The 21,268-nt window shown below is 55.9% G+C and carries 16 protein-coding genes, 1 tRNA gene and 5 pseudogenes; 5 read left to right on the top strand and 17 right to left on the bottom strand.

What is annotated here, in order from left to right; translation table 11 throughout:
• Positions 1-7 precede the first annotated feature (7 nt).
• The 3 genes and pseudogenes from PG5_RS35370 to PG5_RS19655 all read right to left on the bottom strand — a co-directional run.
• Complete coding sequence (locus tag PG5_RS35370) at positions 8-394, bottom strand: rubredoxin (protein ID WP_042955521.1); 387 nt, start codon at positions 392-394, stop codon at positions 8-10.
• Positions 395-554: 160 nt separating this feature from the next.
• Complete coding sequence (locus PG5_RS19660; RefSeq protein WP_042955520.1) at positions 555-1,757, bottom strand: alkane 1-monooxygenase; 1,203 nt, start codon at positions 1,755-1,757, stop codon at positions 555-557.
• 304 nt (positions 1,758-2,061) lie between these two features.
• Positions 2,062-2,379 (bottom strand): annotated as a pseudogene (locus tag PG5_RS19655) (IS66 family transposase zinc-finger binding domain-containing protein); the annotation flags it as partial.
• A 154-nt stretch (positions 2,380-2,533) separates the two neighbouring features.
• On the opposite strand from PG5_RS19655, the pseudogene PG5_RS19650 reads away from it, so the two are divergent.
• Positions 2,534-2,926 (top strand): annotated as a pseudogene (locus tag PG5_RS19650) (transposase); the annotation flags it as partial.
• A 47-nt stretch (positions 2,927-2,973) separates the two neighbouring features.
• On the opposite strand, the pseudogene PG5_RS19645 reads toward PG5_RS19650, so the two are convergent.
• A pseudogene (locus PG5_RS19645) lies at positions 2,974-3,168 on the bottom strand (transposase domain-containing protein); the annotation flags it as partial.
• Positions 3,169-3,346: 178 nt separating this feature from the next.
• Here PG5_RS19645 and PG5_RS19640 point away from each other — a divergent pair.
• From PG5_RS19640 to PG5_RS33675, 3 genes and pseudogenes are all read left to right on the top strand, one after another.
• On the top strand, positions 3,347-4,600 hold the full coding sequence (locus tag PG5_RS19640; protein WP_020798860.1) for a site-specific integrase: 1,254 nt from the start codon (positions 3,347-3,349) through the stop codon (positions 4,598-4,600).
• Entirely contained in the window at positions 4,597-5,544 is a 948-nt protein-coding gene (locus tag PG5_RS19635) for a tyrosine-type recombinase/integrase (protein WP_020798859.1), read from the top strand. The genes PG5_RS19640 and PG5_RS19635 overlap by 4 nt, the downstream gene beginning before the upstream one ends.
• Positions 5,541-6,386 (top strand): annotated as a pseudogene (locus PG5_RS33675) (tyrosine-type recombinase/integrase); the annotation flags it as partial. The gene PG5_RS19635 and the pseudogene PG5_RS33675, both read left to right, overlap by 4 nt.
• Positions 6,387-6,392: 6 nt before the next feature.
• Here PG5_RS33675 and PG5_RS19625 read toward each other — a convergent pair.
• The 13 genes and pseudogenes from PG5_RS19625 to PG5_RS19570 form a co-directional block, all read right to left on the bottom strand.
• Positions 6,393-7,991, bottom strand: coding sequence for an IS66 family transposase (locus PG5_RS19625; RefSeq protein ID WP_020798858.1), 1,599 nt, complete (start codon positions 7,989-7,991; stop codon positions 6,393-6,395).
• Positions 7,992-8,009: 18 nt separating this feature from the next.
• Positions 8,010-8,369 (bottom strand): IS66 family insertion sequence element accessory protein TnpB, encoded by a 360-nt coding sequence (tnpB, locus tag PG5_RS19620; RefSeq protein WP_020798857.1) that lies wholly within the window; start codon positions 8,367-8,369, stop codon positions 8,010-8,012.
• A 318-nt stretch (positions 8,370-8,687) separates the two neighbouring features.
• Positions 8,688-9,851, bottom strand: coding sequence for an NAD(P)/FAD-dependent oxidoreductase (locus PG5_RS19615; RefSeq protein ID WP_020798856.1), 1,164 nt, complete (start codon positions 9,849-9,851; stop codon positions 8,688-8,690).
• A gap of 49 nt (positions 9,852-9,900) precedes the next feature.
• A complete protein-coding gene (locus PG5_RS19610) occupies positions 9,901-12,381 on the bottom strand; it encodes a LuxR C-terminal-related transcriptional regulator (protein WP_238706176.1) in 2,481 nt (826 codons plus the stop codon).
• 241 nt (positions 12,382-12,622) lie between these two features.
• Positions 12,623-12,919: a transposase gene (locus PG5_RS33670; RefSeq protein ID WP_020798854.1), complete on the bottom strand. Its 297-nt coding sequence runs from the start codon at positions 12,917-12,919 to the stop codon at positions 12,623-12,625.
• Between the two features lie 3 nt (positions 12,920-12,922).
• Positions 12,923-13,189: a hypothetical protein gene (locus PG5_RS34235; RefSeq protein ID WP_138739045.1), complete on the bottom strand. Its 267-nt coding sequence runs from the start codon at positions 13,187-13,189 to the stop codon at positions 12,923-12,925.
• 337 nt (positions 13,190-13,526) lie between these two features.
• On the bottom strand, positions 13,527-13,835 hold the full coding sequence (locus tag PG5_RS19600) for a hypothetical protein (protein WP_020798852.1): 309 nt from the start codon (positions 13,833-13,835) through the stop codon (positions 13,527-13,529).
• A 191-nt stretch (positions 13,836-14,026) separates the two neighbouring features.
• Positions 14,027-15,325 (bottom strand): annotated as a pseudogene (locus PG5_RS19595) (tyrosine-type recombinase/integrase); the annotation flags it as partial.
• 224 nt (positions 15,326-15,549) lie between these two features.
• A tRNA-Gly gene (locus PG5_RS19590) sits at positions 15,550-15,625 on the bottom strand.
• Between the two features lie 63 nt (positions 15,626-15,688).
• A complete protein-coding gene (gene pgsA / locus PG5_RS19585; RefSeq protein ID WP_020798850.1) occupies positions 15,689-16,249 on the bottom strand; it encodes a CDP-diacylglycerol--glycerol-3-phosphate 3-phosphatidyltransferase in 561 nt (186 codons plus the stop codon).
• Positions 16,250-16,281: 32 nt separating this feature from the next.
• On the bottom strand, positions 16,282-18,105 hold the full coding sequence (uvrC, locus tag PG5_RS19580) for an excinuclease ABC subunit UvrC (protein WP_020798849.1): 1,824 nt from the start codon (positions 18,103-18,105) through the stop codon (positions 16,282-16,284).
• A gap of 2 nt (positions 18,106-18,107) precedes the next feature.
• Positions 18,108-18,749, bottom strand: coding sequence for a UvrY/SirA/GacA family response regulator transcription factor (uvrY, locus tag PG5_RS19575; RefSeq protein WP_008015884.1), 642 nt, complete (start codon positions 18,747-18,749; stop codon positions 18,108-18,110).
• A 128-nt stretch (positions 18,750-18,877) separates the two neighbouring features.
• Positions 18,878-19,354, bottom strand: coding sequence for an N-acetyltransferase (locus tag PG5_RS19570; RefSeq protein ID WP_020798848.1), 477 nt, complete (start codon positions 19,352-19,354; stop codon positions 18,878-18,880).
• A gap of 626 nt (positions 19,355-19,980) precedes the next feature.
• On the opposite strand from PG5_RS19570, the gene PG5_RS19565 reads away from it, so the two are divergent.
• Positions 19,981-21,051 carry a 3-deoxy-7-phosphoheptulonate synthase gene (locus PG5_RS19565; RefSeq protein WP_020798847.1) on the top strand — a complete coding sequence of 357 codons (1,071 nt, stop codon included), beginning with the start codon at positions 19,981-19,983 and terminating at the stop codon, positions 21,049-21,051.
• The last annotated feature ends 217 nt before the right edge of the window (positions 21,052-21,268 follow it).

Here is a 21,268-nt window from a genome sequence, read left to right as displayed (position 1 = left end):
ATGTTCATTATTTTTTTTTCTTTGCGGAAGACCTACGTACAGTTTGCGTTTGGCTTCGCCGCTGATTTATGGTGACCACCTCAAGCTCATCGGCCAAACTTATTTTTTCAGCCTTTTTTTTTGGTTCAGAACTCGTTTTTTTGAGCTCTAATAACATATATTCGGCAGTGTGATTTTCATTTTTAATTCCAAGATCGTTGCTCTCTTGTTGTACGAGTTCGCACTGCGGATCACAAATTATCTTAAAGTCAATTTTGTCTCGAACGGCACAGTCTGGGCAGGCCCAATTTTCGGGAATTTCATCCCAAGTAGTACTGGGCTTAAACCCTTCGTGCGGCTCCCCTCTACATTCGTCATAGATATACTGACAGTCTGGACACTGGTACTTAGCCATTATTCTCCCTCTTGTAGAGCCTGTGTTCGCAGTCCATCGACCTGCGTCTACACTGCACAAGACAAACTCTCGAAAATACTGTTATCGGGTGCTGCCGACAGATTCAAAAACCTAAACCTGTCGGCACTTTCAACTGCAGAACTGACCTTCAAGGCATCTATTACACCATTGCTTTTACGCCTTGATTATCACTAGCCTCAACATGAGCAAACTTCTTCATGTACTCTGCACGCATTGAGTCGTCAATTTGAATCTTGCTCAGGTCGCCATTTGCCCAATTCACCACTTTAGGATCCATGACCGACCGAAACCACTGAGGGATCATTGCCATGAGAAATACACCGGGGTAACCAGTCGGGAGTGCGGGTAGGCCTGGGAAATCACGTAATGATTGGTATGAACGAGTTGGGTGTGCGTGATGGTCAGAGTGACGCTGAAGGTGGAACAGAACTAGATTCGAGACTATGTGATTACTGTTCCAAGAGTGATGTGGCTTTTGATGTTCATATCGCCCATCTGCCATTTTTTCACGCAGTAAACCGTAATGTTCAATATAATTGGCACTGGTCAACTGCCACCACCCAAAGGCCAACTGGATTGGAAGGAACACCAGCATTTTCGGACCAAAGAAGGCAAGGAGGAGAGTGTAGAGGATAACGGTGATAACCATTGGTTGGAGAATCTCGTTCTCTAAACTCCAAACGCTTTGGCCACGGCGCGAAAGGCGTTGCTCCTCAAGTCCCCACGCACGACGAAACGCCCCTGGAATTTCACGGGTCGAAAATTTATAAATATTTTCCCCCATACGTGACGTCGCAGGATCCATCGGTGTAGCAACATCTCGGTGATGACCTTTATTGTGCTCAATAAAGAAATGTCCGTACCCGACAACAGCCAGAACAATTTTCGCCATCCAACGATCAAATGCTTCTTTTTTGTGGCCCAACTCATGACCAGTATTAAGCGCTAGACCATTCACGATGCCCAGTGACAAGGCAAGCGCGCCGATTTCGAACCACGACATAGGCTGAGTCCCGACCCACCAAGCAGACACGATTAGTGCTGCGTAATGCATTGGAACTGTTAGATAGGTTAAAACTCGATAGTAACGCTCCTTCTCCAGCTTCTCGACTACCTCTTCAGGTGGATTATTAAAGTCCTCACCGAATGCCGCATCAAGCAATGGAAGAAACCCGTACCATACAGCCAGAACTAGACCATAAAAAACACCCCATCCTGTCTCATTGGCAAGCCAGATCCCAATCATCGGAGTTGCCGGCCAGAAAGTTGAAAGCAGCCAAAAATATTTCTTTTTGTCCACGTATTCTGGAACTAAATCCAGAACGTTGTTTTTTCCAATCATTTTTATTCTCCTATTTTTCAATAAGTCTCTGCGAGCACCACACAGCCTGATTCCTACCCCAACAGGGAAAATCCAGCTATCTCCTCCCACATTTGACATGGTCAAAATCGCACTCACCTTAGACTCTCCTCAACTACCCATTGGTGTAGTTCTTTGGATCTCGGTAGGAATGGCAGTCACCTGCCCCCCCCCGCACAGACTGTTGTGGTCAACGAATTCTGGACACTGGTTTAGGGCCTGTTGCCGCTGACCGAAAACTGACCAGTAGGGGCTGTTCTGCCGACTGAAAACTGACCGGTCGCTATAGGCCATCGACGTATTTGGTGGTCAGCAACATCGCCAAAACGCTGGAGCTGGCCATGCTCTTTTCGATCAGTTGCACCGGTTTTTCAGCAGTGACCAGCGCGGTTTCACAGCCACGGCAGGCGTAGACCTTACGCACATGTTTGATCACGCGGATTTGCATCGGCACGATCTCAAGCTGCTCGCTGATTTCCTCGCCAATGCTGTGTTTACGGCAACCGCAGGCACAGCTCAGCTCGTGATCGGGCAGTTCGTGAATGACTTCGATACGCGGAAGATAGGCGGGCAGAGGCTTGCGTTTACCCCGTCGTTTGGTCGGGTCGCGGTAGGGACGGCAGTTACCTGCCGCCCCCGCACAGATCCGTACGTGCGGAACTACCGCATAAAATGTGGCTGAGCACATTTTATGCGGGGTGACTCTCAAGTACGGTTCTTAGGGGAGGCAGGAGTGGTAACACTCCTGCTTTACCCGACTGAAGGCTCATATCGGCGTGGACGTCGAGTCTGGCCTGGTGCACAGCGTGGTAGGCACGGCGGCCAATGTGGCGGATGTCACCCAGGTCGACAAGCTGTTGCACGGAGAGGAAAACATGGTGGGGGCCGATGTTGGATATACAGGTGTCGAGAAGCGTCCTGAGCATGGGGGCCGTCAAGTTATCTGGCAGGTTGCCGCACGCCGCAGCACCTACAAGAAACTCGATAAGCGCAGCGCGCTGTACAAAGCCAAGCGCAAGATTGAGAAGGCCAAAGCCCAGGTGCATGCCAAGGTCGAGCATCCGTTCCGGGTGATTAAACGTCAGTTCGGTTATGTGAAGACGCGCTTCCGTGGCCTAGCCAAGAACACTGCGCAACTGGTGACGCTGTTCGGAAAGCGCTCCATAAACCCCATCTACCCAGTTCAGGCAGTTTGGTTTTAAATCGCCTTCAGGTTCCAGGGCAGTAGCGCTTCATAGTCCTCAACGGTAGTGGCTTGGGGCAGGAGCTCGAGGATATGGCGCAGCCAGGCATAAGGCTCCTGACCGTTGGCTTTGGCGGTTTCCACCAGGCTGTAGAGCTGCGCGCTGGCTGTCGCTCCTTTTGGCGTGTCGCTGAACAGCCAGTTCTTGCGCTTATGCCAAGCTTGGCATAAGCGCAATTATCCTCACTCGGAAATTATGCTCAGTTCGCCTGTGCTCGGTTTCGTGATCGCATAGTCCACCTGCTGTCCGGGTCTTCCGGCGCGTTTCGGACACGCCATAATTTTTGGTGGTTTTCTGTAGAGCCCGTCCCCTCTACAGGAGCACACCATGTCTGCGGATCAATACCTGGCGAGACTTTCTTGCCGCGACGAGCTCAACGACAGTCCGCTCAGCGCTACCGTCGTTCCTTACGTCGAAGCCCTACTTGTCCAGCGCTACGCTAAGCGCACGATCGGCCTGTATTTGCATGCTCTGGCCCACTTCGGTCACTGGATGAAGACCGAAGCGCTGTGTGTGGAGAGCATCGACGCAGCGCTCACCGAGCGCTTCGTGCGCGAGCATTTACCTGCCTGTACCTGTTCTATGTCGCTGCATTCCGGCACGGTCAATACTAGGGCGGCACTCCGGCACTTGCTAAAGCTGCTGGCACAACGGCGACCAGTGAAATCATCCACAGATGATCCGATCACAACTGAGCTTGACCGGTTTGGCGATTATCTTCAGAACATCTGCGGGGTGGCCCCCCAAACAAATGCTCGTCGATGCAAAGACGTCGGGGTACTTCTCGTTTACTGCTTCGGAGCCGAGCCGCTTGTTCTATCGCCACTGTCCGTTGCCCAGATTGACGCATTTGTAGCTACCTTGATCCCGCGCTTGCGACCGGCATCGTTGCGGACGGGGTGCAACAGTTTGCGTAGCTATTTTCGTTTCCGCGCCTTGCTGGGGGAGTCGACCGACGCACTCTCGGCGAGCCTCCCGAGAGTCGCGGACTGGCGGCATGCCACCTTGCCCAAGGCGCTCTCGGATGCTCAGCTGGCGGCGTTTCTCAAGGTGTTCGATTGCTCAAATCCGGTCGAACTGCGTGATTACGCCATCGCACGCTGCCTGCTTGACCTTGGTTTGCGTGGCGATGAAGTGGCTCACCTGACACTGCAGTCGGTCGACTGGCGCAACGGCACGCTTACGCTCGGCACTAGCAAGAGCAAACGCGTGCAGCAATTGCCCCTTCCAGTGCCCACCGGTGAGGCGATTGCCCGCTATCTGCGACAGGGACGACCGCAGACGACCGACCGCAATTTGTTCGTGCGCCATCGCGCACCCGTCGGCATACCGCTCAGCGTGGCTGCCCTCCGTAGCGCCATGAATCGAGCCTTTGTACGCTGCGGCTTGCGTGATCAGTTCTGCAATACCCATGTCCTGCGCCGTACCACGGCGACCCGGCTGCAGCGCGCAGGGGCGTCGGTCAAGGAAATCGCCGATCTGCTGCGCCACCGAAGCATCGACACGGCCAGCGCTTACGCCCGCGTCGACCTGGAAGGTTTGCGCGCCGTCGCATTGCCCTGGCCCGGGAGTCGCTCATGAAGACGCCGATCTCCTGGATGTCACACGTCGAGGCGTATTTGGCGCATCGGCGCGGCCTCGGATTCAAGCTGACGAATGATGAAGCGCGGCTCAGATCATTCGCCCGCTTCGCTGACCAGATCAGCACGGCGGATCATCTGACGGTGGCGCTTGCCGTCGCCTGGGCCCGCGCTTCGCGGTGTCCAAGTCCGCTCACATGGGCTCGTCGCATCGAGGTTCTGCGTGGTTTCGCCCGATTCTGCCAGCGTCTCGATCCGGCTACCGAGATACCACCACGCGATCTCTTCGGTTCTGCTCACCGGCGCCTGGTCCCGCACATCTACACTGCTGCGGAGCTGGTCGCGCTCCTCAAGGCTACCGATGAACTCATTCCGATCAACGGGCTGCGCGCCGCAACCTGCCGTACCGTATTTGGATTGCTGGCCGCGAGCGGGCTGCGTATCGCCGAAGCGCTTGCGCTCACGCGCGCAGACGTCGATCTGGCGAGCGGGGTGCTCTGTATCGAGGAGGCCAAGTTTCATCAGCGGCGTCTGGTGCCGCTGCATCCGAGCGTTACCGAGCAGTTGCGCGCATATGCCCGGCAGCGTGACCAGCTCGTGCCGCGGCCCGCGTGCGAACGGTTCTTTCTGCGCGATGACGGCCAGCCGGCCAATCAGCGCGCAATGCTGTACGCCCTACAAACGCTGTGCCGACAACTCGACTGGCAGCCGCGCGGGAACCATGTCCATCACCGTTTGCACGATCTGAGACACACCTTTATCGTGAGCAGCATGCTGCGCTTCTACCAGCAGGGCATCGATGACGAGCACGCCGTACTGGCGCTATCGACGTACGTGGGGCATGCCAGGGTGAGCGATACCTACTGGTACTTCACTGGCGTGCCGGAGCTGATGGCGATTGCGGCTGAGCGCTTCCACCGCTATGCACTGGGAGCATCGCAATGAACCCCTTGCTGGCCGATGCTGCCGAATTTTCTGCCTTGCTCCAGCGCTTCTTTGCCGAACGCCTCATGCAACAAAAGAACGTGAGCCCGAGAACGGTGAGCGCTTACCGCGACACCTTCCGTCTGCTGCTTCGCTACATCGAGCGCGAGAGGGGCAAACCGCCCGCCAAGCTGACGCTGAATGACTTCGATGCAACATTGGTGCTCGAGTTTCTGGCCCATCTTGAAGCCGAGCGGCATAACTCGGTGCGCAGCCGCAACGCGCGCTTGGCAGCCGTGCGAGCCTTTGCCCACTACGTGGCCTTGCAATGCCCGCCAGCTCTGCAGTTGGCCCAGCAAATATTGGCCATCCCGATGAAGCGCTTCGACAAACCACTGCTCGGGTTTCTTTCCCGCGACGAGGTTCAGGCGCTGCTCGCCGCGCCCGATGCCAATACATGGTGCGGCCGGCGCGATCGTATCCTGATCGCGCTGCTCTACAACACGGGAGCCCGAGTCTCCGAGTTGATCGGCATTCGCGTGGCTGACGTGACGCTGGAAGTCACCCCCTCGGTGTGTCTGCACGGCAAGGGGCGTAAGCAGCGAACCGTGCCGCTGTGGAAGGAAACGGCCGTCGAGATCCGTCACTGGCTGCAGTCCGTCGGCTTGCGGGCGGAACAGCCCCTGGTACCCAGCCGACGCGGACTGCCGATGACGCGCTCGAATGTGGCTGAGCGGATTGCCTTGGCAGTCACTGCCGCGACAAAAAAGTGCCCCCAGTTGCAGCAGCGCAAGGTGTCACCACACACGCTGCGGCATACGACGGCCATGCACCTTCTGCAGGCCGGAGTGGACATCACCGTCATCGCGCTATGGTTGGGCCACGAAAGCCCGGTCACCACCCATGGATATGTCGAGGCTGACCTGGCCATGAAGGAACGTGCGCTTGCCACCATCGGCCCACCCGAAACCAAGCGCACGCGCTATCGTCCGACTGACGCCCTGCTGAAGTTTCTGGAAAGTCTCTGAAATTATGCAAAGTCGGCAGTGGTTGGCTGCCAGGCGCGCCGTCATCCACTGCTGCATACCCGACATAATTTCCGAGTGAGGATAATTGCGGCCGATGACGAAGGGCCGGATGGCCCGCTCGGCAGCGTTGTTGTCGATCGGCAGGTGGCCGGCCTCGATGTAGCGCTCGAGTCGGCTCCAGTTGCTCGCCAAGTAGTTCACTGCTTTGCCCAGGGCATTCTGCGCGGTGACCTGCGGCTGGGTTTTCTCCAGCCAGGCCTTGAGTTGGGCGAGCAACGGCCGGCTGTGTTGCTGACGGCCGTGGTGGAGTGCCTCATCGCTGACGTCCTTGAGTTCGCGCTCGATGCCGTAGAGTTTGTTGATCATCCCCAACGCGATGTCGGCGCGTCCGGTTTTGCCCTTCGGTTGCACCTTTTGCGCTTCGACGAATTTGCGCCGTGCATGCGCCCAGCAGGCCAGACGTTCAACACCCGACTGTGCGGCCACAGCGTTGTAGCCAGCGTAGTCGTCGGTCATCAAATAACCGCGATAGCCGGCAAGCAGGCGCAGTGGTACCTCCTGGGCACGGCTGGCGGTGTACTCGAAGAGGATCACCGGCTTGTTCGGCGGGCCGCCGGTTTGCACCCACATCCAGGAGTGGCTGCTCGGGTCGCGCCCCGGCTCTTTCAGCACCTGCACACGGGTTTCATCGCAATGGATCACCGGGCTGTCCAGCAGCTTGTCGCGCATCAGGTTGAGCAAGGGTTGTAACTGCGCACCGCACTGAATCACCCAGCGCGCCAGGGTCTGGCGGGGGATGTCGATGCCATGGCGGCTCAGAACCGTCTCGAAGCGATACAGCGGCAGGCCGTCCGCATACTTGGTGGTCAGCAGCATGGCCAAGACGCTGGGGCTGGCCAGGCTTTTCTCGATTAACTGCGCCGGCTTATCGGCGGTGACCGGCGCGCGTTCGCAGCCCTTGCAGGCGTAGGTTTTGCGGATGTGTTTGATCACCCGGATCTGCATCGGGATGATCTCCAGTTGTTCGCTGGTTTCCTCACCCATGACGTGTTTGCGGCAACCGCATTCGCAGGTCAGTTCGTGCTCGGGCAACTCGTGAATGACTTCGATGCGAGGCAGTTCGGCCGGCAGTGACTGGCGCTTGCCACGCGGTTTGCTGACGGCGACAGGGCGCAGTTCGACCGTTTCGACGTCGTCCTGACCATCGCCATTGGGCTGCTCGGCCAGCACCTCGGCCTCGTTGAGCAAGGGCAATTGCGGCGACTCGGGATCGCTGGTCTGCTCGGACTTGCGGCCAAACAGGCGATCACGCAGCAAGGCAACCTGCTCTTGCAGTTGCGTGATCTTGCCCAGATTCGACTGACGCTCCAGCAGCACGTCAGACAGCAGCTGCTTGAGCGTTTCGGGGTCGTCAGGAAGGGTTTCGGGCACGGAAATCATGCCGTGGATTATACCGGCTCAGGTCACGAAACGCGGCGTCAAAACCTGATGCGGGCGGTTGCGCCACAGGTCAAAACCATCCAGCAGCCAGTTCAATTCCTGGACCGTCAGCACGATGGCTTCGTCTTGATCGTCAGGCGATGTTTTGAATCGCTCGGCATCAAGGCGCTTGAGCCACAGACAGAAGCCATTGCGCTCCCAGTACAAGATCTTCACCCGGTTACGCGACTTGTTGAGGAAGACGAACAGCACCGGATCGAACACCGCCACCTTGATATCCAACTCGACCAGAGCAGCCAAGCCGTCGATGGATTTTCGGAAATCCACCGGCTTGGGGTAGAGATAGACTTTTTCGACTTTGGCGTCGGGGCGCATCATGGCGGCTGGCTCCAGAAAGAAATCGGAGCACAGCATTGGCTGGCCTGCGGATCATTTGAAGATGGGGTTTATGGAGCGCTTTCGCTGTTCGCCCTGTCGAATCTGTGGATGGCGCGCCGACATTTACTGACAAATGCAGGAGAGGTGCGCCCGTAATGTGGGCAATAGCCGCCGAGAGGTGCTCGCGGCGGCTAAAAACTCAGAAATGAGCGGGTGATCTAATCGATTTTTGTCGATTTACCGCTTTCAAAATCAGCGGAGGTTGAAGTCAGCCAGAAATGCATGGCTACTTCAGAGGATCCTTAGGATGTCCGATAATCATTGATACTCAGGCATTGTTATACTCTCGCCAAGTAAACCTTGACGTTTCGGCAAATTTATTGTCTCGGTTGCAATCAGTATTTCATTTTTATACGCAAGAACTTCTAGTTCAACAGCTTTTGTATTGGTTGCCACAACGAGTTTGTCGTAATCTTTTAGAGCGCCAAGTCCTTGTAGTGTAATCCCTTTAAGATCAGACCAGAACCGTGGCGGGGTTGGTGTGGGTCTTGACGTTCCACAAATACCGCTTGCGACAATTTGAGCTTGTGTAACAGCATTATGAATTGTTTCTAAACGTACCATTGCCTCAAAAAAAGGGTTCCTTGCTAGTGCGCAGTCGCCGATTGCATATATATTAATATCCGAAGTGCGCATTTGTTCATTAACCACAACACCATTGCTCACTTCAAGGGCTGCCTCAGCTGCCAATCCTAGTTCAGGTATAGCGCCGATTCCAACTACAATCAAATCTGTTTGAATTTTTTCGCCACTTGCTAATACGCATTTATCCACATGGCCATTCATGCCCTTTATGGAGGTTAATTTCGCATTTAACATGAACTCAACTCCTTCAACCTCAAGGCGGGCTCTGACCAAATTGGCTGCTGCTGGTGTTACAACGCGCGCCATTACTCGCGGGGCGGCTTCTATCACTGTAACCTTCTTCCCTAAGCCCACCGCAGCTGAGGCGACTTCAAGCCCGATCACTCCGCCGCCCAACACAACAACAGACGTACTTTCCGCAAGTTTTCTACGTAAATTTTTGGCGTCTTCTATGTTGCGTAAATAGCAAACTCCAGACAATTCAGACCCCTCACAGGTTAACCTGCGCGCGTTAGCACCTGTTGCAAGTATCAATTTATCATATGTGTACTCCTCCCCGTTTTTAGCAGAAACCACCTTGCGCTCCACATTAATTGATACAACCACTGTATTCAACGAAATATTAATGTTGTTGTTTTTATAAAAGTCTTCGGATTTTAGTGGTGGTGTGGATGCCGCAGTTTCGCTTGTCAGAAAAGCCTTGGATAGAGGAGGCCGCTGATAAGGCGCAACAGCCTCATTACTCAAAAGCCTAATTTCCCCTGTATAGCCATATTGACGAAGCCAGAACGCTGCGTTTACTCCAGCTGTCCCGGCGCCAACAATAACAATTTTCATATAATCTCTCCGATATATCTTCCATTGTTTTCACTTAGTGCCAGTCGCCTCAGATGAAACTCTGGCGCTCGGCTTCAATTATTGCTTGCGTGCGACTCTTTACATTAAGAAAGGTGAATATTTTCCTCATATGCCATTTTACAGTATCTTCGGTAACATACAGAGCGGCCGCTATTTCTTTGTTCGAATAACCATCCTTTACATATCTCAAGACGCTGATCTGCTTCAGCGTCAAAGACGTACCATCGTTATTCAACGGGGCGTTTATAGTGTCCACTATTCTTGACAGGCTCAAATTTGCAATCGTTTGGTCTACGTTAGCTACTGCGAAGATTTCACGTGATGCCGGTATTGCTATTTTAATTAAACGCATTTCATCAAGTACTGTTTGAAAACATTGAAGCTGCTTTGCCATTTCCAACGCGTAAGCTATGTTATGCCGGGCTTTATTTAGTGTGCCAGCACCGGATTGTGCTCCCGCTAAATATAATAATCCGCGGACTTCCAATTGGCCTGCGCCAATTTTTCGGGCTTGATGAATAGCCAATAACGCTCTGTGCGCGGCAAACTTAAAGTTATGAGATTGGGAGGACTCGATTGATCGAAAAAGCATTAGGCGTGCGCGGAGGGGGGGGGAGTGCGGCCCGGAGAAAACTTCTAATTCTTCACATTCTTGTAACTTATCTACATTCGTTACGCCTTGAAAAATTGAGCGCTGACAGATCTCAATTTGGCTCATAAATTCTAATCTAGGTAGATTTTTTTCAATCGCATGTGCCTTCGCCCACTCCAAAATCTCAATGGAACCATTGAGGTCATTCCTTCCAAGCCGCCAGGCTGACACAGTGCGGCATACGGAAAAGAACAAGTCTGTCACTCCGTGATTGGCAATGAACTCTAGAATTTTGGTAAGCTTTTCTTCTGATGTGTCCAAATGACCCAGTTCATAATTTATTTCAAGCTCTAGAGCATCCAACATTTTGGAAGTGAACGCGGTCTCATTACTCTGTGTGTCGCTGTCCGTGCGTGCTTGAGTCAAAATTTTCTTCGCCCTGATAATTTTACCGCTTGCTAGCGCTTGTTGGATCTGGGCGACATTCAGCCAACCAAAAGCAAATTTCTGGTTGGCAAATTTGTTCACGGCTTGAGCTTGGGCCAGCACCTTCTCTAACTCTGCAAACCTATACTCACTGGCAAAGATAAACGCCAAACAGGTCAACGCAGCCCCCTTGCCAACTGCGTTTGAATCCCCAAATAAACTAATCCACTTGTTACAGAGGTCCTCACTCGAAAGCATTTCATCATTCGTTGCTTTACCTATTGCTAACACAAGCTGCGGCCATCCTTTTTCTTGCCATTTGTTTGTTTTATCGGGCTGGAACTGGACAAGTAGATTTTCAAGTAATTTGGTTGCTCGCGCGCCCTGCAGACTGAAAAAACACACCCACGCGTAACCAATAACTATTGTGGGATGTTTGTACAACTCCTTCACCGGCATTTCCGATAGCCACTGTCTTAATGTAAATATTTCGCCCTGGCGAAATGCTAAATCTAAAATTATCTCTTCGCTCAGGCCGACTGCCCAGCGACTGTTATTCGCCCGAAGGGCTATACGTATAGCATACTGGAACTCGCCCCTACGCCAGTGCCAGAAAGCTGCGCGTTTAAGCAGGTAGGATTTTTTAGCAGGATTTTCAGTCCATGTAATACGTTGAAGAAAATCGCGCAATACTGGATGCAATGTAAACTGCGCGGCCTCACCTTTTACCGGACGAAACAACATGTAATCGACACTAAAAAATCTAATAAAATTGGTCGCATTGGTGCATTTGAACACGTAATTGTAGCTGTCATATGTCACGAAATCGAGTAACGAAGAGTTCACAAGAAAAACACGCTGCTGCTCGGAAAGCGCCTCAAATATTTCGTCATTTAAGTAATTATTTACTTCAAATACTTCTGAAATAGACTTGGCTGAAAGTTCACTTTTTAACAAAAGCCCTATAATAGCGGGCCATCCTTCCACCTCTTGTACCAAGGTCTCTATCTGCACCTTAGTAAGTCCAAGAACGGCCTCCGCCTCCGCTAACGCCACCGCCTCGTCTACGGTAAGGGCTAAGTCTTTCTCGGAATATTCCTGCATTGCGCCTGCAAGTTTAAGTTGGGATAGCCCTTTTATCGTATTACCTGCAACTGCAAATCTAATATTTTTTGGTGTTTCTAATATGAATGTTACAATCGCGTGCAGCACCGGGAGGCCCAAGTCGTGGCTTATATTATCCAAACAAATCAGCACCTCTATCTCATTGATTGAGGTGTTATTCCAAAGACTGGATGCAAGTTTTCGCAAGAGTGCTGGCTTGCTCTCGTTCTCTCTGACATGACTGAAGTTTACTAGCCCGAAAGTTTCAAGCTGCTCAATAATCTCTGCACAGATGTCAACTTCACTGTAAGAATCTTCTCCTAAAGAAATCCATACTGCAGGATGTCCGGTTGTTCTGTGGCGTAGCCATTCGAACGCTAGAGCCACGGTTTTTCCATATCCAGGCGGGGCTCTGTAAAAGCATACTCTGGCCGCAGTTTCATTCGCGCAACTCAATCGGGGTCTATATATGCGACTGTAGACCTTGGCACTTATTAGCGCCTCAACTTTACCCGACCTTGTTTTAGAAATCGGCAAACCATGATTTATTTTTCTTATTTTCACTTTACTATTTTGCTCCAGTGGAACAGCGCTCTTCTTATGATATTCCAATTGTTAAATGTATAAACTACACTAAAGTGTAGTAAATATTCTGGATAGTGGGAAATTTACGCACAGCGGTAAATAGCTCGACATGGCAGCTCTTATGACGCCCCAACCTATAGTTTCGATAAATCAGCTGACGCGACAAATAGCCTGACGCGGCAGGTATCGCACTGCCGTTGTCCGAGTGCAGTACCAGCGGCTGACCGGCCCGCCATTCGCGCAGACAGGCCTGGCGCAGTAGCTGGGCGGGCTGCTCGGCGCTTTCACTGGCATGCACCTCGCTGGCCACCAGCTTGCGGCTGTAGGCGTCCTTAATCATGTATCAGTAGAAGTAGCGGCCCTTGACCGTGGTCAGCAGCCAGGTGATGTCCCAGCACCAGAGTTGGTTCGGGCCATCGGCGACATGGGTCGTCAGCGCTCGCTTCACCGGTGGGCGGCTACGGCCGCGCGGATGCCGCTGCTCGGCTTCCCTCAGCACCCGGTAGAAGGTCGACTCCGAAGCCAGCCAGGTGCCCTGATCGGCCAGCCGCGCCACGATCTGATGCGGCGGCAGGCTGGCAAACTCGGGCTGGTTGGCGACTTCCAGCACACGGCGGGGCTCTTGCGGACTCAGCTCGTTGGCCGGTGCCGCACGCGGCGTCAAGGGACGCCGATCCTCCGGGCAGTGCTGCCAGCGCTAAAGGCTGCGCAACGACGGACCCAGTTCGGCACAGGCCTGCGCCCGCAGGGCTCCCGCCGCCACGGCTTCTTCGATCAACTGCAGGGTTTCGCGGCGATCCGGAGCGCTGATCGTCCTTCCCCCAGAGCGCCTCGGCTTTTTTTCGCAACACTAACAGGGCTGCGGTTTCTGCCAGCGCCGCGCCCTTGCGCCGCAGCTCACGCTCCAGCTGCTTGATGCGCTGCTTCGCGGCCTTCTCCTCTTCGCGCTAGCGCCGGTTTTTGCTCGGCTGAACCGGGCTGTTAGCCTGCTCGCAGGCTTCACGCCAAGCCTTGACCTGCTCGACATACAGGCCTTTGCGCCGGCAATACTCTGCCAGCTCCGTCTCCTTGAGACTGGCGCTTTCCAGCACCACCCGAAACTTGTCCTGGCTCGACCACTGATCGGCCTGATTACCCTCTCCCGGCACCACTGATTCCGCTGCTCTGGCCTGTTTGCGCCAAGCATACAGGGTGGCATCGGTAATGCCTGTCACCTCCACCAACTCCGGCACCGTCCGGTTCAGCGGCGGCATCATCTGCCGCCCCCCCCGCCACACTCCCGACGCTCTATCGAATAACGCGCCACACAGTTCTCACTTCCGCCCACCGACCAAGACTCATCGAATCAACTCACACGACAACTATCCTGACGCGGCGAGCTTCACCACAGACGAGATCAGAATCGGCGACACATCACACCCCTCGATTCGCCAGGTGCTTCTGCGCCTTCCTCCAGCGCCGGAATGCCGTCGATGCGGATAGTCAAATGCGCACACGCAGCTTTCACCTCCCCCTGCTCCAGCAGATCGAGCCGATCTGCCCAGTCCTGCATCATTTTCCGGCGAGGTTCCACGTAAAGGGCATGGTTGTAGGTGGCGCTGACTTTATTGGGATCAGCGTGCGAGAGTTGCGCATCCACCCAAATCTTGGGGTAGCCGACCTCGTTGAGCGCCGTGGAGAGCGTGCCACGGATGCCATGGCCGGTGAGCAGGTCCTGGTAGCCCATGCGCTTGAGCGCTCCATTCAGCGTGTTCTCGCTGATGCGCTTCTTGAGATCACCCCTGTGAGCCAACAGGTAACGCTGGGCAGGTTTGACCTGCTCCAGCAGGTAGCGAACGATCTCGATGGCCTGGACCGATAACGGCACGACGTAGGGCGGAATATCCTGCGGCCGCTGTCCACGCTTGCGCATACCGTCCTGCAGTTGCTTGACCACCTCGGGGGGAATGATCCACAGACCGCGCTCAAGATCAAACTGATCAGGGGTTGCCAAGCGCAGTTCGCCAGTCCGAACACCCGTCAGCAACAACAGACGAATACCAAGTCGTGTGGTGATCGTGCCTCTATAGCAACGCAGCTTATGCAGCAGGTCGGGCAGCTCAGATAACCGCAGGAAGGGATTATTGACCACAGGTGGTTTGGGGACAGCTACCACATCCAGATCCGATGCTGGGTTGCTCTCCAGTCCTTCGACTTTCACTATAGCAAAGCGGAACAACTGCCTGAACCAGGCGCGCACCTTCTCCGCAGTCGTGAATGCCCTACGCTGCTCGATCCGAGCAAGCACTGTCAGTAGATCGGGACGACGGACCTCATAGATGGACATGGCGCCCAAGGCAGGCAGCACGTCTTTATCGAAGATGCGCTGGATCTGCGAGAGCGTACTCTGCCGCCCCTCCTTGAGTTCCAGCTTGCGGTGTGCAAGCCACTGCAGATATACCGCCTTGAAGCTGTGCTCCGCCGCCAAACACGCAGCACGAAACTTCTTCTTGCGGTCATTCTTGGGATTGATGCCTTTCGCCAACAGAGCGCGGGCCTCATCGCGCAACGCACGCGCCTCCCGGAGACTGACCTCCGGATAGGTGCCCAGAGACATCCGCTTCTGTTTAGCAGCCCAGTAGTATCTGAAGTGCCAGGATTTACCTCCCGTAGCGGATACCGCCAGCGAGAGGCCATCGAAGTCAGGGAGGGTATAGTCTTTGCCAGTCGCCCGGGCTTGCCGGACAGAGACGTCTGTGAGTGCCATGGTATAGCTCCTGAACCTGGGTCAGGGCTAGATGCTTGTCTCGCAGGCCACACTCCTCCAGCAACAATCCGGAAACCACGCACCCCGTAAAGATGGACTTAAAAATGGACTTAAAAGCCCTGGCTGGGGGTGGTTTCCAGTGGATTTCGCTGGAACGAAAAAAGGGCCTTAGGCCCTTCTTTCAATGACTTACAGACTTCGGTGGACGTCTGTAGATCATAATTTGGAGCGGGAAACGAGACTCGAACTCGCGACCCCGACCTTGGCAAGGTCGTGCTCTACCAACTGAGCTATTCCCGCGTCTTGGTGTGGCGCATTCTATAGAATCCAGAAGCCCCGTCAACCCCTTGATTCAAAAAAGTTTTATTTCTTTTCCACGTCAGTCTTCAGATGCGGCCAGGCAGCCCGCAAGTACTGAACCATGGACCACAATGTCAGGCCGGCGGAGACCATCAGCAAGGCGTAACCCATCAAGACCCAGAAGCTGAAATCCGACGGATTGCCCAGCAGGATTACCAGCGCCAGCATTTGCGCGGCGGTTTTCCATTTGCCCAGGTTCGATACGGCCACGTGCGCACGGGCGCCGAGCTCGGCCATCCATTCGCGCAAGGCCGAGACCACGATCTCGCGACCGATGATCACAGCGGCCGGAAGCGTGAGCCACAGGTTGCCGTGTTCCTGGACCAGCAACACCAGGGCGACGGCGACCATGAGCTTGTCGGCCACCGGGTCGAGGAAAGCCCCGAACGGCGTGCTTTGTTCCAGGCGCCGGGCCAGGTATCCGTCCAGCCAGTCAGTGGCGGCGGCGAAGGCGAAGACCGAGGCTGACGCCAGGTAACTCCATTGGTAAGGCAGGTAGAACAGCAAAATGAAGATCGGTATGAGCAGGACGCGTAGAACGGTAATCAGATTAGGGATATTCATCGGCACAACTGGCTACGAGGTGAGGGGGCATTCTACTCGCTGTGCAGATTTGCATAAATCAACTCTGCGAGCTTTTTACTGATCCCGGGGGCTTTGGCGATTTCTTCGATGCTGGCACGAGACAGCTCCTGCAATCCACCAAAATGTTTGAGCAAATCGCGCCGGCGTGTCGGCCCGACCCCTGCAACGCCTTCAAGCGTCGAGGTGCGCCGGGTTTTGCCGCGTCGCGCACGGTGCCCGGTAATCGCAAAACGGTGGGCTTCGTCGCGAATCTGCTGGATCAGGTGCAGCGCGGGGGAATCACCGCGCAAGGTGAATTCGTGGGCGGCGTCGTTGAGGTACAGGGTTTCGAAACCGGCCTTGCGCGTCGCACCCTTGGCGACGCCGAGCAGGATCAGGTCGGGGACCGCCAGCTCGTCGAGCACGTCACGGGCCATCGATAGCTGGCCCTTGCCGCCATCGACCAGCAGGATGTCCGGCAACTTGCCCTCCCCGTCCTTGAGCTTGCTGAAGCGCCGGGTCAGCGCCTGGTGCATGGCGGCATAGTCATCGCCCGCCGTGACACCTTCAATGTTATAGCGCCGGTAATCGGACTTGATCGGGCCTTCGGGGCCGAACACTACGCATGAGGCTACGGTCGCCTCCCCGCTGGAGTGACTGATGTCATAGCACTCGAGGCGCTGGGGTGGCTCGTCCAGCTTGAGCACTTCGGCCAGGGCCTCGAACCGCGCGGCAACGTGTTGTCGGTTGGCCAGGCGCGCGCCCAGGGCCTGCTCGGCATTGGTCACCGCCAATTGCTGCCAGCGCGCACGCGTACCGCGCACTCGGTGGCTGATGGTCAGTTCGCGACCGCGCAGCTCGTCAATGGCTGCAATCAGTGTCGGAAAATCTTCGTGGACCACATTGACGATCAGCTCGCTCGGCAAGTCGCGTTCAGGACTGCTGACGTAGTACTGGCCAAGAAACGCCGCCATGACTTCAGACACGTCTTCTTCAATGCCCACCTGCGGGAAGAAGTTCTTGCTGCCCAGTACTCGCCCGCCGCGCACGCTGATCAGGTGAACACAGGCGCCGCCCGGGTTGACGAACGCGGCGATGACATCGACGTCGCCCGTACCGCCTTCCATGCTTTGTTGATCCTGGACCCGGCGCAGCAGCGAAATCTGGTCGCGCAGTTCGGCGGCACGTTCGAACTCGAGGTTGATCGCCGCCTCTTCCATGGCCGCGGACAACTCGTCGCTCAACGCATTGCTGCGACCTTCGAGGAACATCACCGAATGTCGCACGTCTTCGGCATATACCTGTGGGTCGACCAGGCCGACACAAGGCGCCTTGCAGCGCTTGATCTGGTATTGCAGGCAAGGCCGCGTGCGGTTCTTGTAATAGCTGTCTTCGCACTGGCGAACGAAAAAGGTCTTTTGCAAAAGGCTCAGGCTTTCGCGAATCGCACCGGCGCTCGGATAGGGGCCAAAATATTTGCCCTTGGCCTTCTTCGCCCCGCGGTGGATGCTCAAGCGCGGAAACTGGCCATCGGAGAGAAAGACATAAGGGTAGGATTTGTCGTCGCGCAGCAGGATGTTGTACGGCGGACGCCACTCCTTGATCAGCGTCTGCTCGAGCAGCAAGGCCTCGGTTTCATTGGCCGTGATAGTCGTTTCGACCTGGGCGATACGCGCAACCAGCGCAGCAGTCTTGGGCGCCAGGCCGGTTTTGCGAAAGTAGCTCGACAAGCGATTCTTGAGGTTCTTGGCCTTGCCGACATAGAGCAGGCGCGCATCGCTGTCGAACATGCGATAGACACCGGGGCGCCCGCTGACCGTTGACAGGAACGCGCTTGGATCGAAGGTTTCAGTCATTTTCAGAGGCTGGCATCAACCATGCCGTGTCGCACCGCCAACAGCGTCAACTCGACATCGCTGCTGATCGAAAGCTTTTCGAAAATGCGGTATCGGTAGGTGTTCACGGTTTTCGGGGACAGGCACAACTTGTCGGAAATGATCTGGACTTTCTGGCAGCCGACGATCATCAAGGCGATCTGGATTTCCCGCTCCGACAGGGCATCAAAGGGCGAGTCGTTGGTCGGCTGGAAAGACTTGATCGCCAGTTGCTGGGCAATTTGCGGGCTGATGTAGCGCTGCCCGGCAAACACCAGGCGGATGGCCTGGACCATTTCCGGCAGCCCGGCGCCCTTGGTCAGGTAGCCCGCCGCCCCGGCTTGCAACAGCCGCGTGGGAAACGGGTCTTCCTCGCACACGGTCACCGCAACGACCTTGATGTCGGGATGGCTGCGCAACAATTTGCGAGTGGCTTCAAGACCGCCGATGCCCGGCATCTTGACGTCCATCAAGACCACATCGGGTTTCAACTCACGCGCCTTGAGCAGGGACTCTTCCCCGGACTCTGCCTGGCCGACTACTTGCAGGCCATCGATGTCAGCCAGCATTCGCGTAATGCCTGTGCGAACGAGATCATGGTCATCGACTACTAGCACCCTAATCAAGCAGACACCTCGCGATATGATCTTATTTGGAATGCCCGCCACCTTAGCAAAAAGCAACTGGCAGACCTAGCGCCAAGCGCTATATAAAAAGTTTCCATTCGTCTTGCAGGGCTTGTCGGCAGCGTGTTTCAGCATGTCGCAAAGCAGACTTCACGCTCCATGCGCAGGAAACACTCGTCTTTGCCCACCACCTTAAAGCCCTTGCGTTCGTATAAGGCCCGCGCCGGATTATTTTCAAAAACGGTCAGGCGCAAGCACTGGCGCCCCTCCCTGCACGCCAGTGCCACTACTTGATCGATTACCCAGGAACCGACCCCCTGCCCTCGAAACGCCTGGCCAACATGCAGTTCGCGGATGTAAAGCGCCCTGGCATCCCGACTGAGACTGACGAACCCCAATTGACGTTCGCCGTGCACCATTACCCGATTGTCACGCCCGGCCCAGGCGACATCGAACGCTTCGTCCAGCCACACTAGATCGTGCTGGATGTAATAGCGCAGCATGTTGACGCACGTCAGGTCCCGGGCGAAATCGAGGTCGCAGTCCATTGCCCGGCGCCAGTCGAGATCCGGCAAGCCGCGGCGAACATCAGGTAATGGCGTCATGCTCGATCCTGGGAGGGTGGGTTGTTTTCAAAAACAGGGAGTGTGTGCCACAAGCGCACGGGCACTCAAGCGATAGAAATCGCCTTTGATGATCGATAGCATTTTCTGATTGAAACCTCGCACCGCCCTCTAGTAAGCTCGGTGCACTCATCGGAGATCGACCATGTTCAATGCCCACCCACCGCTTCGTACCGCCAGCGCCCCGCGCTCGGTTGCGTCTGCCCGGGTGAACGACGCGTGCGCTCCGGCAAGCTTTTATTTTGGGTATTGGTTTAGCCACTGGCGCGCCTGATACCCACACGGCGCCCACTTCAAACGGGTCGCCACCAGAGAATGTTCAACCCCCGGTCGGCCTCCCGACCGGGGGTTTTGTTTTTTGGGCCCGCCACTTATTTAGCGACAAACCGCCATCAAGAGGATTCACGAAATGAACTACGCCACTTATTACCGTCACGACAGTTTTAGCGCCTGGCGATTTACCACCCTCCGCTCGGGACAGCCTGCCGCCTCCGATCGGTCACCCACAGGTGGCAAGCACACACACGCAGCCAATCCGGCCAATTGTCGAACACCCCAGTAGGGCCGAGCGCGCGGGAACAACCCGCCGCCGCCCAGGAAGCCTGAACATGAACTCGTCCGTCTCTGCTCTGCCACTGTCGACCCTCAACCCTGCCAACGAAGCGCTGACCCTGCGCCTGCCAAGCTCGTTGCAACTCAAACAGCAATTGCCACTGAGCAACACCCTCGCCCTCCAAGTCGCCGCTCACCGCCAGGCGGTTCGCGCGATCCTCGACGGGAAAGACTCGCGCCTGTTGGTCATCGTGGGCCCCTGCTCGATCCACGACCCGAAATCAGCGCTCGAATATGCCGAGAACCTGGCCCGCCTGGCCGCCGACGTCAGCGACCAAATGCTCCTGGTGATGCGCGCCTACGTCGAAAAACCTCGCACCACGGTCGGCTGGAAAGGCCTGGCCTACGACCCGCACCTCGATGGCAGCGATGACATGGCCGGCGGTCTGACCCTGTCCCGCGAACTGATGCGTGAAATGCTCATGCTCGGCTTGCCGGTGGCCACTGAACTGTTGCAACCGATGGCCGCCGGCTACTTCGATGACCTGCTGAGCTGGGTGGCCATTGGCGCTCGCACCACCGAATCGCAGATCCATCGGGAGATGGCCAGCGGCCTGGGCATGCCGGTAGGCTTCAAGAACGGCACCGACGGCGGTGTCGGCGTGGCCTGTGACGCCATGCGCTCGGCCGCCCATCCACATCGCCATTTCGGTGTCGACAGCCAGGGCCATCCCGCGATCATCCAGACTCCGGGCAATGCAGACACCCACCTGGTGCTGCGCGGCGGTCATCACGGCCCGAACTACGATCGCGCCAGCATCGCCCGCGTGCACGCCGACTTGACCCGCCTGAAGATCCCGGCCCGGGTCATGGTCGACTGCAGCCACGCCAACAGCAGTAAAGACCCACTGCGCCAACCTGCCGTGTTCAACGATGTACTGGAACAACGCCTGCAGGGTGATCGCTCGCTGATCGGCATGATGATCGAAAGTCATTTGTTCGAGGGCTGCCAACCGCTGGGGCCGTCGCTGAAGTACGGTGTTTCGGTCACCGACGGCTGCCTGGGCTGGAGCGCGACAGAACAGCTGTTGCGCCAGGCGGCGCAGCGGCTGCGGGCACAGGGATAACGCCTGTAGGAGCGAGCATGCTCGCGATGGACTTCCGGGCGACGCGCTCATCCAGACAGGGCGCGTTATCGTTGACGTCCATCGCCAGCAGGCTCGCTCCTACAGGGGATCCAGGTGCACCCGTAAAAGTCAGGTCGGCTTTAAGGCCGCCTCGCTTTGCTGTTGATCGCGAGCGCCCCGTTAACCACGATGGCCGAACGCAGGCATTGCGCAGTGG

Origin of the sequence: Pseudomonas sp. G5(2012), from assembly GCF_000408945.1 — a bacterium.
Taxonomy (GTDB): Bacteria; Pseudomonadota; Gammaproteobacteria; order Pseudomonadales; family Pseudomonadaceae; genus Aquipseudomonas; species Aquipseudomonas umsongensis.
Note: the sequence above shows the minus strand (reverse complement) of the source record. Positions and strands in the feature narration are given on the sequence as shown.